Below are 14,321 nucleotides of genomic sequence, written 5' to 3'. Positions count from 1 at the left end.
GGGGGAATCATGCAGGACCGAGGGGAAACGTGCAGGACCGAGAGGACGCGAACACCGAGGGGGGCTTAGCGTCATGCCAGGTGGACCGGCGCGGCGGTCGCGCCCTTCGAGGGCCCCGGCGGCCAGCCAGTAGCCCCACTTCTCCGGGTTGCCGGAGGCGCCGACGACGGCGACGGACCGGGGTCGAAGAGGGCGTCCAGGCCGGTGCGTCCGGTGCGTCCGGTGTGACCGGTGCGTCCGGCGCGGGTCACCTGTACCACCCGAACCGCTCCGCGACGACCGGCAGGCGGTCGGCGACGATCGCGTGGGCCGCCGCGCGCGGCGTCGTGCCGTCCGCCTCGGCCCGTGCCAGCATCTGGTCGATCAGCGCGCGCATCGAGCGCCGCGTGTACGCGAACGCCTCGTCCGCGTCGGCGCCGATGTCGCCGAAGAGGGTCCACCACCACCAGGCGTTCGTACCGGAGTTGACGACGACGTCCGGCAGGACGCTCACCCCCCGCTCCGCCAGCAGCACCTCGGCGTCGGGCAGTACCGGCATGTTGGCCGCCTCGACGATCCAGCGGACGGTGGGGCTGACGCGTTCCTGGTTGGCGGCGTCCACGGCGTACGAGACGGCCGCCGGGACCAGCACCTCCGCCTCCGCGGACAGCCAGGCGCCGCCCGGCAGTTCCAGGTCGCCGGGGCGCAGGAGACGCCGGTCCACGGCGCCGTACGCGTCGCGGGCGCCGAGCAGCGCTTCGACGTCCAGACCGTCCGGGTTGGCGACCGTGCCCTTCACGTCGGCCACGGCGACGATCTTCAGTCCGGCGCGGGACAGGAAGCGGGCGGTCGCACCGCCCATCGTTCCGAGGCCCTGCACGGAGACGCGTGTGCCCTCGTACGCGACCCCGGCGCGGTCGAGCGCCGCGAGCACCGACTCGGCGACCCCGCAGCCGCCGACGAGCTCGTCGAGCCCGATGCCGTCGACCTCCACGGCGAACGCGTCGGCGAGCCGCCGGCGTGCCGCGCTCTCGTCGTCGAGCAGCGGATAGACGGCCTGAATGGAGGAGACGAGACCGGCCTCGGCGGCCGCCTTGTCGACGATGTCCTGGGTCAGGCCGAGGTCCTCGCCCGTGGTCCAGATGCTCTCGATGTACGGACGCACGGCGCGCAGATAGCGCACCAGGACGCCGTACGCCTCCGGGTCCCGGGGATCGCAGTCGATGCCGCCCTTGGCGCCGCCGAGCGGGACGTAACGGCTCTCGGGGTTGTAGTGGAGGACCTCCTTCATCGTCATGCCGCGGGCCAGCCCCTCGACCTCGTCGAGCGTGCAGCCCTCGCGCATGCGCAGACCGCCGCTGGACACGCCGCGCACGAGCCGGTCGACGACCAGGAAACCCCGGCGGCCTGTGACGTGGTCGGTCCAGCTCAGCGAGATCAGGGGGGCGGGGGTGCTCATGCGGTGGTCTCCTCGGGAACGGTGATGACGGTGCGTGCCGGGGAGGCCGAACGCCGTGCGGACACCGTGTACGGCCAGCGCCCTGACGAGGGCTTCGCCGCCGGTCATGGCGGCCTCGGGGCCGTAGCGTCCGCCGTGTCCGCTGCCTTCGCGGCGGGGCGCCGGGGGTGTTCCCATGTCAGACGCTCCGGGAGATGACGAGGCGCATGATGTCCGAGGTCCCCTCTTCGATCTCCTCGAGCCTGGCGTCGCGCGTCCACTGCTCGACCGGGTACTCGCGCGAGTACCCCCAGCCGCCCAGGGCCTGGACGGCGGCCCAGGTGCAGTACGCGGCGGTCTCCGAGGCCGTCAGCTTCGCCTTCGCCGCCTCGGCCCTCGCGTCGAGCCCCGCGTCGAGGCGTTTGGCGGCCCGCCAGGTCATCAACCGGGCCTGCTCGACGCGCGTGCGCATGTCGGCGAGGCGGAAGGCCACCACCTGGTGCTCGATGATCGGCCTGCCGAACTGCCTGCGGCTCTTCGCGTAGTCGCGGGCGTACGCGTACGCGGCCCTGGCGACGCCGGTCGCGGCCGCGCCCAGCACCGCGCGGGAGATGTCGAACGTCGCATCAGCCCGGTGGGTTCCCGATGCCCAGGTCCCCGACGCACAGCTCTTCCTGGACGAGGCACTGGGTGAAGACATCGGTGAAACCACCGTCCCCGTACTCCTCGGGGAGCATGAATCCGGTGATGCCGGCCTCGGCGGCCTTGCGCCACAGGTCCCAGGGCGTCTCGGTGTCCGCCTCGTCCACGGCGCGCGCCCGGGGCCTGATCTCCTCACGCGCGAAGGCACGGGTGAGTTCGACGATGTCGCGCTGCTCCGCGGTGAGCGGAGCGAGCTCGGTGGGGAGGCCGGACATGGGTGCCTCCAGGCACGACGGTGTCTCCACGGCAGATTCTGAACCGTCAGTCAGTATCTGGAGCCGGGCCGACCCCTGTCAACGAGATCCGTTACTGAACCAACGGTCAGTTCAAGCCGGGCTGTGCGACCCGCTCCGCCCCCGCTTCAGCGACGGCCCCGCCCTCGCCCTGTCGGACCCGGCACACATAATGGAAAAGAGACCGAGCCCCTGGAGGTCCTGTGACCGGTGCCGACGCCCTGCCGCCGCTGCGCTCCCGGCTGCGCGCGCTGCGGACCGCCGCTTTCGGTGCGGACCCGGCGGGGGAGCGGATGGAGCGCATCCGCCGCTCGCCCCACTTCGCCGACGGGGTCTTCCAGAACCCGGCGGGTGCGGGGACGAGGACCTCCGCGTCGACTCTCGAACTCGCGAAGCTCTACTTCCGCAAGGAGGAGCGGCTCCGCAGGTTTCCTGCCGGGCCGGTGCCCCTCCACGCCACGACCCTCGCCGATCTGGCCCAGCCGCCGGCCACCGGGCTGCGCCTCACCTGGATGGGCCATTCGAGCGTGCTCGCCGAAATCGACGGGCGGCGCGTGCTCTTCGACCCGGTGTGGGGGCAGCGCTGTTCCCCCTTCGCCTTCGCGGGGCCCAAGCGGCTGCACCCCGTCCCCGTGCCGTTGGCCTCGCTCGGCCCCGTCGACGCCGTGGTGATCTCCCACGACCACTACGACCACCTGGACATGCCCACCATCCGCGCCCTCGCGGGCACCGGCACGGTCTTCGCGGTGCCGCTCGGCGTCGGCGCCCACCTGGAACACTGGGGCGTGCCCGCCGACCGGATGCGCGAGCTCGACTGGAACGAGACGGCGAAGATCGCCGGACTCGCCCTGACCGCCACCCCCGCCCGCCACTTCTGCGGCCGCGGCCTGCGCAACCAGCAGCACACCCTCTGGGCCTCCTGGGCCGTCGCGGGACCGGAGCACCGGATCTACCACAGCGGCGACACCGGCTACTTCGAAGGCTTCGGGGACATCGGCGCCGAGCACGGTCCGTTCGACGCGACCATGATCCAGATCGGTGCTTACAGTGACCACTGGCCGGACATCCATATGACCCCTGAGCAGGGGGTTCGTACCCATCTCGATCTGCAGGGCGGGCAGCCGCTCGGGGTGATGCTGCCGATCCACTGGGGTACGTTCAACCTGGCTTTCCACCCGTGGGCGGAGCCGGCCGAACGAACCATGTTCGCCGCGCACCGGGCCGGTGTCTCCACTGCCGCGCCTCGGCCGGGGGAGCCGTTCCAGCCGGCCGACAGGCCGGCGGTGACCCCCTGGTGGCGTTCGGTGGCCGGACCCGCCGAGGGTGGCTGGCCTGCCTGGCCGCCGGTGGAATCGGCCCAGCTGGACCTCGCCGTCGACTGAGTGCTGGTGATCCGCGACGACGGTGCTGCCGACACGGCGCGGGGCGGGCCGCGAGCGCCGAGGCGGCCGGTCCGCGAGCCCGGCCGGGACGCTTCCGGGGTTTCGGCCGGAACGACGCCATGCGCAGGACAGCCGGCGGGGTCGTAACGGCTTCGCACCTTGCAGCGGCCCGCCCCGCCGGATGTCGATTACGGCGGCGCCGGCCCGGTGGCGGAGGCCCCGGGAACTGCGTTTCGGCGCTTCCTCGGTGCGCGTGAAAACCGCCTGCGGCCAGCGGCCGGCGCACCGGCGGAAAACACGAAGTCCCCCGCCGCTCGCGCGGTTGGGGACTTTGCTTCCTCCGAGGCCGAATACGTCAATGGGCCGCCTGGTACTTCTCCATCAAGTCGGCCGGGATACGGCCGCGGCTGTTCACCTCAATGCCCTGGCTCTGGGCCCACTCGCGAACCTTGGCCGCATCTGTTCCGCCGGACTGCACGCGCTTGGCGGTACGGCGGGAACCGCCACCGTTGACCTTGCGGCCCGCTCCCATAAAGGGCCCCAGGACATCCAGCAGCTTCTGGTAGTTGTCCGGTCCCAGGTCGATCTCGTAGTGGACACCGTCCACACTAAAGGCATGAGTGGCGATGTCCTCGCCCTCGGTTCCGGTGAGATCGTCGGTATAGATCGTTACGGTGCGCTGAACCATCGAAGTAGTCCCTTTCCTGTTTGTGGAAAATAGCCTACTCGTCATGGCGAGAGTCAGTCACCTGATGCCTTGCCCGAAGTTACGGACCGCCTGCCACTCAAGCGGGACGTAACGCTCAAATAGGGCGGGTTAGCTCTCTGGAAGTCTGCTCCGAGGGGGAGCGGGTGACATGGCCGCTCGCCGGAAAAGGGCGGAGCGCCATTAAGCGTACGGCGGTGCTCCGGAGCCCGGCCGGTGACAAACTAATGGCCTTCCCTGCCGGGCTTTATGCCATCTGCTGTTATGTGCCCGTTTTCATTCCGGAGGCGCTGAATGAATTCGTCCCGCCCCGGGCCCGCGTGCCGTCCGGCGCGGGCGCGGGGGCGGGGGCGGTCCAGGTCGTCCGGGGCTGTCGGAGGCATGGGATTTTTCGGCCTGGTGTGCGGGGTCTCATACCAGAGTGGGGAGCTGTGCGGGCAAGTTTGGCAACTGTCCGCCGATCATGAAAGGTTGCCGACTACTGTGTGTGTCCGGTGATCGACACGGGGCCACGACGCCCTGGTCGAGCAGCCCAGACCGGCAGTGGTCGAACAGTCGAACAGACGTAGTGCGTCGATCCCTGGGGCCCACGTACCAAGGACACTGATGTCTCAACTCCGCGCACCCGCCGCGCGCGCAGACCGCCGTGAGGGCGGGCGGCACGGGCGGCCGGGCGCACGCCCCCACCCCACGCAGCCGATGCCCGACGCCCACCTGCGTCCTCAGCTTCTGCGTGCCGCCGTACTTCCGGCCGTCGTCGTCACCCTCAGCGGCGCCGCTGCCGTGCTGTTCACCCTCCGCGCCGGCGCCGCCGAGCCGACGCGCGACTTATGGGTCGCGCTCGCCGGGGCCGCGGCCCTCGCCGTCTTCGCGCTGGCGGCGGCCGTCGTGGGCGCCGACCGGGCCGCGAAGACCGTGCTCGACCGCTGCAACGCGCTGCGCAGGTCCAGCGCCCGCGGGCAGGCCGACCTGCGTGCGGTCGTCGAGCGGCTGCGGCGCGGCGAGGGGCCGCCCGCCCGGCGCACGCCGCCGCCCGGCGCGCCGGGCGGCGACGAATTCGACCTGCTGGAACTGGAGCTCGGACGGGCGCACGAGGCCGCCGTGGGCGCCGTCGTGCAGGCCGCCCAGCTGTCCATCAGCGCGGACACGGACCAGAAGGTCGAGGTCTTCGTCAATCTGGCCCGCCGTCTCCAGTCGCTCGTGCACCGCGAGATCCAGCTGCTCGACGAGCTCGAGAACGACGTCGAGGACCCCGACCTGCTCAAGGGCCTCTTCCACGTCGACCACCTGGCCACCCGCATCCGCAGGCACGCGGAGAATCTCGCCGTCCTCGGCGGCGCGGTCTCCCGGCGCCAGTGGAGCAACCCGGTGTCCATGACGGAGGTACTGCGCTCCTCGATCGCCGAAGTCGAGCAGTACTCACGGGTCAAACTGGTGCCGCCGATCGACGGCACCCTGCGCGGCCACGCCGTCGCCGACGTCATCCACCTCCTCGCCGAACTCGTCGAGAACGCCACGGTGTTCTCCGCCCCGCACACCACCGTGCTGCTCCGCGCCCAGTACGTCACGGCGGGCCTGGCCATCGAGGTCGAGGACCGGGGCCTGGGCATGCCCGTCACCGAGCAGAACAAGATGAACGCTCTGCTCCACGACCCGGACAACGTCGACGTCGGTCACTTTCTCCGGGACGGGCGCATCGGCCTCTTCGTGGTGTCCGCGCTGGCTCGCAGGCACGGCATCACCGTCCGGCTCCAGGCCAACATCTACGGCGGTGTCCAGGCCGTACTCGTCCTGCCGCAGGGGCTGCTGGGCGGGGACGACCAGGACGGTCCCGCACGGGCGGCGACCACCGGGAGGCGGCAGGGAATTCCGGCTTCCGCACCGGCGCCCGGCGCCCCCGTACTCACTCCCGTCCCCGCGCCCGCGCCCGCCGGGCCCGCGCCCGCACACGCCGCTCCCCAGGCTCCCGCTCAGATGCCCGGTTTCCCCGCCGAACCGGTCCCCGCGCAGCCGCAGCCGCAGCCGCAGCCGCAGCCGCCTGCGGACGGATACACGAGCGGCGCGGTGAGCCGCCCCCGGCTGCCCAGGCGCCGCAGCCAGGAGAACCTGGTGCCCGAGCTCAGAGAAGCCCCCGCCGCACGCCGGGAGGACGAGTACCCCGCCCTCCACGACCCGGGTCTGATGGCGGCCTTCCAGCGGGGCATCGGCCTGGCGGAGGCCCAGGCGGACCCGCACCTCTTTCCACAGCCGGACCAGGCACCGGACTGGGCCCCGGAACAGCAGCCGCAGCCGTACCACCCGCGGGAGGGCGGCGCGGGCTGACCGCTCCCGTCGTTCTCCCCACCCTTCCGTCCCGCGGTACCCCAAGGAGTAGATGCACCATGGCGAGTGATGCGCCGACCGGCCGAGTGCCCGACCTCGACTGGCTGTTGAGCGGCCTGGTCCAGCGTGTTCCCTTCACGCGCAACGCGGTTCTGCTCTCCTCCGACGGCCTGGTCAAGTCGGTCCACGGCCTCGACAACGACAGCGCCGACCACATGGCCGCCCTCGCCTCCGGCCTGTACTCGCTCGGCCGCAGCGCGGGCGCCCGCTTCGGTGACGCCGGAGAGGTCCGCCAGGTCGTCGTGGAGCTGGACTCCACCCTCCTCTTCGTCTCCACCGCCGGCTCCGGCACCTGTCTCGCGGTACTCGCGGGCCGGGAGGCGGACGCGGCGGTGCTGGGCTACGAGATGGCGATGCTCGTCAAGAGCGTCAGGCCGTACCTGGTGACACCGGCCAGGCAGAGGGCGGGTGCACAGAGCGCCACGGGATTCTGAGGGTGCCGCCCCCGCAGGACGGGCCGTGGCTCGACGACGCGGCCGGCCGGCTCGTCCGCCCGTACGCGGTGAGTGACGGCCGCACCCGCCCCACGACCGCCCTCGACCTGCTGTCCATGGTGCGGGCCACCGGGGTGGAGCCGCTGATGCACCTCGGTCCCGAGCACGCCCAGGCGCTCGGGCTGTGCGCACATCCCACCTCGGTCGCGGAGATCGCGGCGTATCTGCGGCTTCCCGCGGTCGTCACCAAGGTGCTGCTGTCCGACCTGGTCGGCTGCGGAGCGCTCACCACCCACGCGCCCCGCTTCGACGACCAGCCCACCGACCTATCCCTGCTGGAGGCAGTGCTCGATGGCCTACGACGACGGCTCTGACCTGTTTCCCACCGCACTCAAGATCCTCGTCGCGGGCGGGTTCGGGGTCGGCAAGACGACCTTTGTGGGAGCGGTCAGCGAGATCGCACCGCTGAGCACGGAAGAACTGCTCACCCAGATGAGCGTCGGGACCGACCGCCTGGAAGGTGTCGAGAACAAGGCCACGACGACCGTCGCCATGGACTTCGGCCGGCTGACTCTCGACGACCGGCACGTGCTGTACCTCTTCGGCACCCCCGGCCAGGAGCGCTTCTGGTTCATGTGGGACGAACTCTCCAAGGGCGCCCTCGGCGCCGTCGTGCTCGCCGACACCCGCCGCCTCCAGGACTGCTTCGCGGCCCTCGACTTCTTCGAGCGGCGCGGCATCGAGTTCGTCGTGGCCGTCAACGAGTTCGACGGCGCCCACCGCTACGAACCGGAGGAAGTGCGGGCCGCGCTCGACCTCGGTCACGAGATCCCCGTCGTGCTGTGCGACGCCCGTGTCGCCGGTTCGGGGATCAACACGCTGGTCACCCTCGTCCGGCACCTCCTCACCCTCACCCCGGCCCCGCCGAGTTACGGAGCACCCGCATGACCCACCACAGGATCGGTCCCCTGCTGCTTCCCCCCGCCGACCCCCAGGCGCCCGCCCGTGTGCAGCGGCTCCACCAGCTCGGGCTGGGCGACCGGGCCGTGCCCGCGTTCGACGCGTTCGCCGACCGGCTCGCGGAGGTGACCGGCGCGCCGTACTCCATGGTCAACTTCATTGACGAGAACCGGCAGTTCTTCGCCGGACTGCACACCCCGACCGGCACGCACAGCGGTACCGACCTGGGCGCGGTGGCCGCGACGAGCCGTATCGGCCGGTTCCTCGCCCGTGACCACGGCTACTGCCCGCATGTCGTCGCACGGCGCAAGGCGCTCGTTCTGGAGGACGTCTGCGACTACCCGCGGTTCGCGGGCAACCCGGTCGTCGACGAGATCGGCATCCGGTCGTACATGGGCGCACCCGTCATCGACCGTACGGACATCCTGCTCGGCACGGTCTGTGTCGTCGACACCGAGCCGCGCCAGTGGGGGCGGGCGGGACTGGAGACGATCAAGGCGATGGCGGCGGAGCTGGCCGAACTGATCCGGCGCCGGGAGGACGGCGGGATCTGGCTCTGACCCGGGCCCGCACACCGCACACGCCGTGCGGTGACGTCATACGTCCGCGACCGATCCGTCGGGGAAGGACAGCCGGACCGATCCGGCGGAGACCTCGGCCGTGACGGCCTCGCGCAGCGCCCGGGGGTGGACCGTGTCCCGGGACAGCACGATCAGGGACACCTGGACGCTGTGCCCGCCCGGATGGGCGCCGAGCCGCAGAAACGGTGTCGCGGAGTGCGGACCGTACGCATTGGCCTGGACGTCGCGCGAGACCGCGGCCTCCTCCGCGCCCCAGCCGTACAGCGCGACGACCGCGCTGGTCAGGCCCTCGGCCGTACGGGCCAGGGCCCAGCCGGGGCCCGTCTTTGCCCAGGGGCGCTCGGACCCCGCCACCGCGTGGCCGCCCTCGCGCACGCCCGCCCCCTCCGGGGCCTCCACCCGGTGGACCCGTACCTCCCACGGTCCGTACAGCACGCTGGTCGTGTCGATACGGAACTCCCGCTCGTCGCCGGGAAGGTGCGCGACGTGCCAGGAGGAGGCGGTACGCCCCGCGCAGTCGCCGGGGTTGATCCGGCGGCGGCGTGAAGGAGTGCCGTCGGGTGCGAGGAGCGCGAGGTGGTTGTCGACGGCGCGCGTCCAGGCGTGCGCGGCGGCGTCGGGCGCCGTCGCCGTGGAGTAGGCGAACTTCGCGTAGTGCGGATCGTCCTCGGCGTCGCCGGTGAGCGGATTGTGGTCGCTGCCGTGGTTGACGAGGCGCACGATGCCGTCGTGGCGGGTGCCGTGGAGCAGCCAGCCGGGGGCCGGAAGCGCGGTGTACTGGTCGGACTCCTCGACGGGGAGCGGCAGTTCGCGCGAGGTCCACGTGGGGTGGCCGGCGGGCAGGAGAAGGCCGAGGAAGCCCTTGCTCGCCCAGTAGGGGGACGCCGGACCCGAGTAGGACTGGGTCGTCGGGAGGAAGGTGTCGTACCAGCCCAGGGGCAGCAGCCCCCGCTCGTCGGGGACGCCGCGCTCCGCGAAGTGCTGGAGCGCACCGGAGGCGAGACGCCTGGTGACGCCCGGCTCCAGCGGGGTGCAGTCGGCGAGCGCGCCCATCCATACGGGGGCGACGGACGCGAAGCGGTAGGTGAGGGAACGGCCCTGGTGGACGGGGGAGCCGTCGCCGCCGAAGAAGTGCGGGTAGGTGGCGAGGAACCGGGAGAGGCGGTCCCGGTAGACGGGGGTGCGGCCGCCGTCGTCGGCGCCTGCCATCCGGGACCACAGCAGCGGGTAGAGGTGCATCGCCCAGCCGGTGTAGTAGTCGAAGTTCCGGCCGTCGCCGTCGGTGTACCAGCCGTCGCCGGCGTACCAGTCCTCGATACGGTCCAGGCCGCCCTCGATGTCGGAGCGGCTGTGCGGCGCGCCGACGGAGGCCAGGAACTGCTCGGACACGACCTGGAAGAGCCGCCAGTTGCTGTCCCAGGTGCGGCCGCCGACGAAGCCGGAGAACCAGTCGGTCACCCGCTCCTGGACGCGGGTGTCGAGACGGTCCCAGATCCAGGGGCGGGTCTCGTGCAGGCCGACGGCGATCGAGGCGGCCTCGACCATCTGCTGGGAGCAGTCTGTGAGGCGCGGCCAGGCCTCTCCGGAGCCCGAGTCCGGGTCGGTGCCCGTTGTCAGACCCTGCACGTACCTTTCGATCAGGCGCGGATCGACGTCACCGCCCGATCCGGCGATCCGGAAGGAGGCCAGCAGGAATGAGCGTGCGTAGCCTTCGAGGCCGTCCGAGACCACTCCCGACCAGCTGCCTCGTCCGGGGAGCCGGTACTGGGCGAAACCCGGTGTCGCGTACGGGACGAGGGAGTCCAGGAGGTGGTCCGCCATGGCTTCCCAGTGGGCGCGGGTCCATCCGGTGCGGGGCGACCGCAGGCGGTCGGTCGGGGGGAGTCGCAGGTAGGGGGCGGGCATCGTGGGGGCTCCTCGGAGTGGGGACGGGGGAGTGGGCGGGGCGGGGTGCTTGCGGCGGGCTTGTTCCCCTGCCCGCCCCTTCCCGAACCCGGGGCAAGTCCCAGGCCCCCGGACGCCCTTCGGGCGTGTCCTCAATCGCCGGACAGGCTCCGATGGAGCCCCTCCGGGACAGAGGACACGAAGCCGGAGCCGAAGGGGGGGACCCCGCGCGGCGGGCGACGGCCTCCGGCGTCACGTGGGCCGGTGATTCCCGTGCACTCGGCCCGGCCCCCGTGGGGAGCGGTGGCGGCAGGGCCCCGAAACTTCGGGACGGCCTATTGACCGTGCGTACAGCCGGTCACTAGCGTGGCGACACCTTGTCAGAAAGCGCTTTCTGAAAGTGTTTTCCGGTTCCTAGCCGCCCAGCTCTTCGCAACTGCCTCCGTATTCCTGAGGAGTTCACCATGAGCCAGCACGTCATGCCGGGAACGCCGGGAGCACCGGGAACGACGGGAACGACGGGAGCACCGGGAACGTCAACGACGGCAGCCGGGAAAACGGCGGCCGGAGCGGCCCCGGCCGCCGGAGTCGCCGTACGGGAGAAGCCGGGCGCCCGCGAACGGTTCCTCGGCGCGGCGGAGAAGAGCTGGCGCCCCGTCGCCCTCCTGGTGGCCCTGCTCGTCGCCTGGTGGACGGTCGCGGCGGCCGAACTGGTCGAGGCGTATCTCGTCCCCTCGCCCGGCGCGACGCTCGACGTACTGACGCGGAAGACGGGTTACCTCACGCAGCACAGCTGGGTGACCACCTACGAGACACTGCTCGGTTTCCTGATCGCGGTCGTGGTCGGCGTGTTCGCGGCGGTGGTGATGGTCTACTCGTCGACGGTCGAGAAGACGCTCTATCCGGTCCTGCTCTTCGCCCAGGTCGTACCGAAGATCGCCATCGCGCCGCTGTTCGTCGTCTGGCTCGGATTCGGCATCGCGCCGAAGATCCTCATCGCCGTGCTGATCGCCTTCTTCCCCGTCGTGATCTCCATGGTGACCGGCCTCAAGGCGGTCGACCCCGAAATGCTGCAACTGTCGGCGACCATGGGGGCGAGCCCCTGGCAGACCTTCGTCAAGATCCGCTTCCCCGCCTCCCTCCCGCACCTCTTCTCCGGGCTCAAGGTGGCCGTCACGCTCGCCGTGACCGGCGCCGTCGTCGGCGAGTTCGTCGGCGCCAACGAAGGACTCGGCTACGTGATCCTCCAGGCCAACGGGAACCTCGACACCCCGATGCTCTTCGCGGGACTGCTCGTCATGTCACTGATCGGCGTCGTCCTCTTCGTCCTCGTCGAGATCGCCGAGAAGCTGCTGCTCCCGTGGCACGCGAGCCGCCGGGACGCGTCCGTCACCACCGCGTACTGACCGCGTACTCATCACGTACTGACTCCGAGAGGGCCGGCCCCATGCATGCGCGCAGACTTCTGATCGGACTCGTACCTCTGATGCTGGTCGTCACGGCCGCCTGCGGCGAGGACGGCTCCGCCACCAGCACGAGCGACTCCGGCAAGAAGCTCGACAAGGTCACACTGACGCTCAACTGGTACCCGTACGGCGAACACGCCCCCTTCTACTACGGCAAGCAGAAGAAGATCTTCGAGAAGCACGGCATCGACCTGACGATCAGGGCCGGTCAGGGATCGCAGAAGACCGTCCAGGCGACGGCCGCAGGCCAGACCGACTTCGGCTGGGCCGACACCCCCGCCCTGCTCGCCGGAGTCGACCAGGGCGTGAAGGTCAAGAGCCTAGGCGTCTTCCTCCAGACCACGCCCGCGTCCGTGCAGTTCTTCGACGCGCAGGGCATCGAGACGCCCGCGGACCTCAAGGGCAGGACGGTCGCGGGCACGGCGGGCGACGCGCTCTCCAAGACCTTCCCGATCTTCCTCAAGAAGAACGGCCTGGCGGAGTCCGACGTCAAGGTCCAGAACACCGACCCGGCGGGCAAGATCGCCGCGGTGATCTCCGGCAAGACCGACGCGCTGCTCGGTTACGCGAGCGACCAGGGCCCGACCATGCGGAACAAGGCGAAGAAGGACGTCGGTTACCTGCGCTTCTCCGAGCACGGCCTGAACTTCTACTCCAACGGCCTGATCGCCGGGCCGAAGAGCCTGGCCGGCCCCAGGGCGGACGTCGCCAAGCGCATGGTCGAGGCCGTCAGCGAATCCTGGGCGGAGGCCGAGAAGACGCCCGGACCCGCGATCGCCTCGATGGACGGGGCCTCGGAGCAGCTCCCGCCCCAGGACGTGTTGTCGGAGCAGTTCAGGACGACGCTGACGCTGCTGCACACCGACGCGACCGAGGGCAAGGCGCCCGGCGTCAACACCGAGGCCGACTGGGAGCAGACCGTCGACGTCTTCGCCGAGGCCGGGATGGTCAGGGACCCGAAGGCCGTGTCGGAGTACTGGGACGCCGGCACGGCGCTGAAGGGATGACGATGGCCAGGAACGCAACGCTCCGCGCGGCGACGTCCGCGGCGGTCGGCATCGACGACGTGGCCGTCCGCTTCCGCACGAAGAACAGGGACGTCACCGCGCTGCGCGACGTCTGCCTCGACGTCGCGATGGGCGAGTTCGTGGCGATCGTCGGCCCTTCGGGCTGCGGCAAGTCGACGCTCCTCAAGCTGGTCGCCGGCCTGCTGAAGCCGTCCTCGGGCCAGGTCCGGCTCCGCGACGAGCAGGTGAAGGGGCCGCGCCACGACATCGGTTACGTCTTCCAGCGCGCCGCACTCCTGGAGTGGCGCTCGGCCCGGCGCAACATCCTCCTCCAGGCCGAGATGCGCAGGATGCCGGCCGCGCGGGCCCGTGAGCGCGCCGCCGAACTGATCGCGATGACCGGGCTCGGCGGCTTCGAGGACGCCTACCCGCACGAGCTGTCCGGCGGCATGCAGCAGCGGGTCGCACTGTGCCGCGCGCTGCTGCACGAGCCGCCCGTACTGCTCATGGACGAGCCGTTCGGCGCGCTGGACGCGCTCACCCGCGAGCAGATGAACATGGAGCTCAACCGGATCTGGCGCGAGACCGGCACCACCGTCCTGCTCGTCACCCACTCCATCTCGGAAGCGGTCTACCTCGCGGACCGGGTGGTGGTGATGAGCCCCCGGCCCGGCACGATCACGGAGATCGTCGAAGTCGGGATGGGCGCGGAGCGGGACTACGCGCAGACCATGGGGCGGCCCGAGTTCCGGGACGCCACGACGCACATCCGGGGGCTCCTGGGAACGGCCGCCGCGGGCGACTGACGCCCCGGCCGGAGCCGGCGCCCACCCCGGTGCGAAGGCGTCCACCGGTGTGTCCGCCCGGACGGTGAGGAGCGTCGCGCCGTCATGCCCCATGTCCGCGAATGTCCGCGAATGTCCGCGAACCGGCCCGCGACTTCCGGACCGGCCGCGCCGTACACCTGCGCCACGCGAGCACGGCCCCGGCCGGGGGCCGCCCCGGCGTCCGCCTCCCAGCCGCCCTCGGGGCACTCGGCATACTCGACGTACTCGGCCCCCAGCCGGGGACGGCCGCGTCGGACCCCGCCCAGGCGGCCGTCTGCCGTACGGCCGGCACCGCGGGGGCACCCGCCGCCGCTCCGGCGAGCACCCGCAGGACCGAGCC

The 14,321-nt window shown here is 71.4% G+C and carries 15 protein-coding genes; 10 read left to right on the top strand and 5 right to left on the bottom strand.

Annotated features, from left to right (window positions below; translation table 11 throughout):
- Window positions 1-247: 247 nt before the first annotated feature.
- From ACWD0Y_RS33590 to ACWD0Y_RS33580, 3 genes are all read right to left on the bottom strand, one after another.
- Window positions 248-1,438: a Glu/Leu/Phe/Val dehydrogenase dimerization domain-containing protein gene (locus ACWD0Y_RS33590; RefSeq protein ID WP_450264059.1), complete on the bottom strand. Its 1,191-nt coding sequence runs from the start codon at window positions 1,436-1,438 to the stop codon at window positions 248-250.
- Window positions 1,439-1,616: 178 nt separating this feature from the next.
- Complete coding sequence (locus tag ACWD0Y_RS33585) at window positions 1,617-2,018, bottom strand: acyl-CoA dehydrogenase family protein (RefSeq protein ID WP_450264058.1); 402 nt, start codon at window positions 2,016-2,018, stop codon at window positions 1,617-1,619.
- A 25-nt stretch (window positions 2,019-2,043) separates the two neighbouring features.
- Entirely contained in the window at window positions 2,044-2,334 is a 291-nt protein-coding gene (locus ACWD0Y_RS33580; RefSeq protein ID WP_450264057.1) for an acyl-CoA dehydrogenase family protein, read from the bottom strand.
- A 221-nt stretch (window positions 2,335-2,555) separates the two neighbouring features.
- On the opposite strand from ACWD0Y_RS33580, the gene ACWD0Y_RS33575 reads away from it, so the two are divergent.
- Window positions 2,556-3,734: an MBL fold metallo-hydrolase gene (locus tag ACWD0Y_RS33575; RefSeq protein WP_450264056.1), complete on the top strand. Its 1,179-nt coding sequence runs from the start codon at window positions 2,556-2,558 to the stop codon at window positions 3,732-3,734.
- Window positions 3,735-4,089: 355 nt separating this feature from the next.
- Here the strand turns inward: ACWD0Y_RS33575 and ACWD0Y_RS33570 are convergent, their stop codons facing one another.
- Entirely contained in the window at window positions 4,090-4,422 is a 333-nt protein-coding gene (locus tag ACWD0Y_RS33570; protein ID WP_450264055.1) for a histone-like nucleoid-structuring protein Lsr2, read from the bottom strand.
- Window positions 4,423-5,046: 624 nt separating this feature from the next.
- Between ACWD0Y_RS33570 and ACWD0Y_RS33565 the strand changes: the two genes are divergently transcribed.
- From ACWD0Y_RS33565 to ACWD0Y_RS33545, 5 genes are read left to right on the top strand one after another with little or no spacing between them, the layout of a single operon-like run.
- Complete coding sequence (locus tag ACWD0Y_RS33565) at window positions 5,047-6,762, top strand: sensor histidine kinase (protein WP_450264054.1); 1,716 nt, start codon at window positions 5,047-5,049, stop codon at window positions 6,760-6,762.
- A 59-nt stretch (window positions 6,763-6,821) separates the two neighbouring features.
- Window positions 6,822-7,256 (top strand): roadblock/LC7 domain-containing protein, encoded by a 435-nt coding sequence (locus ACWD0Y_RS33560; protein WP_450264053.1) that lies wholly within the window; start codon window positions 6,822-6,824, stop codon window positions 7,254-7,256.
- 2 nt (window positions 7,257-7,258) lie between these two features.
- A complete protein-coding gene (locus ACWD0Y_RS33555; RefSeq protein WP_450264052.1) occupies window positions 7,259-7,630 on the top strand; it encodes a DUF742 domain-containing protein in 372 nt (123 codons plus the stop codon).
- Complete coding sequence (locus tag ACWD0Y_RS33550; RefSeq protein ID WP_450264051.1) at window positions 7,608-8,204, top strand: GTP-binding protein; 597 nt, start codon at window positions 7,608-7,610, stop codon at window positions 8,202-8,204. Before ACWD0Y_RS33555 ends, ACWD0Y_RS33550 begins: the two co-directional genes overlap by 23 nt.
- Window positions 8,201-8,776 (top strand): GAF domain-containing protein, encoded by a 576-nt coding sequence (locus tag ACWD0Y_RS33545; protein ID WP_450264050.1) that lies wholly within the window; start codon window positions 8,201-8,203, stop codon window positions 8,774-8,776. The genes ACWD0Y_RS33550 and ACWD0Y_RS33545 overlap by 4 nt, the downstream gene beginning before the upstream one ends.
- Window positions 8,777-8,812: 36 nt before the next feature.
- Here ACWD0Y_RS33545 and ACWD0Y_RS33540 read toward each other — a convergent pair whose 3' ends face one another.
- Entirely contained in the window at window positions 8,813-10,702 is a 1,890-nt protein-coding gene (locus ACWD0Y_RS33540) for a DUF2264 domain-containing protein (protein WP_450264049.1), read from the bottom strand.
- A gap of 443 nt (window positions 10,703-11,145) precedes the next feature.
- Between ACWD0Y_RS33540 and ACWD0Y_RS33535 the strand changes: the two genes are divergently transcribed.
- From ACWD0Y_RS33535 to ACWD0Y_RS33520, 4 genes are all read left to right on the top strand, one after another.
- Window positions 11,146-12,087 (top strand): ABC transporter permease, encoded by a 942-nt coding sequence (locus tag ACWD0Y_RS33535; protein ID WP_450264048.1) that lies wholly within the window; start codon window positions 11,146-11,148, stop codon window positions 12,085-12,087.
- Between the two features lie 41 nt (window positions 12,088-12,128).
- Window positions 12,129-13,154 (top strand): ABC transporter substrate-binding protein, encoded by a 1,026-nt coding sequence (locus ACWD0Y_RS33530; protein WP_450264047.1) that lies wholly within the window; start codon window positions 12,129-12,131, stop codon window positions 13,152-13,154.
- Entirely contained in the window at window positions 13,151-13,960 is an 810-nt protein-coding gene (locus ACWD0Y_RS33525) for an ABC transporter ATP-binding protein (protein WP_450264046.1), read from the top strand. The genes ACWD0Y_RS33530 and ACWD0Y_RS33525 overlap by 4 nt, the downstream gene beginning before the upstream one ends.
- A gap of 101 nt (window positions 13,961-14,061) precedes the next feature.
- Window positions 14,062-14,321 (top strand): hypothetical protein (locus tag ACWD0Y_RS33520; protein ID WP_450264045.1); only part of this gene is annotated, 260 nt, incomplete at its 3' end.

The sequence above is a fragment of the Streptomyces altiplanensis genome (genome assembly GCF_053591575.1).
The sequence above is the reverse complement of the archived record's forward strand: the minus strand, read 5'-3'. Positions and strand labels throughout refer to the sequence as shown.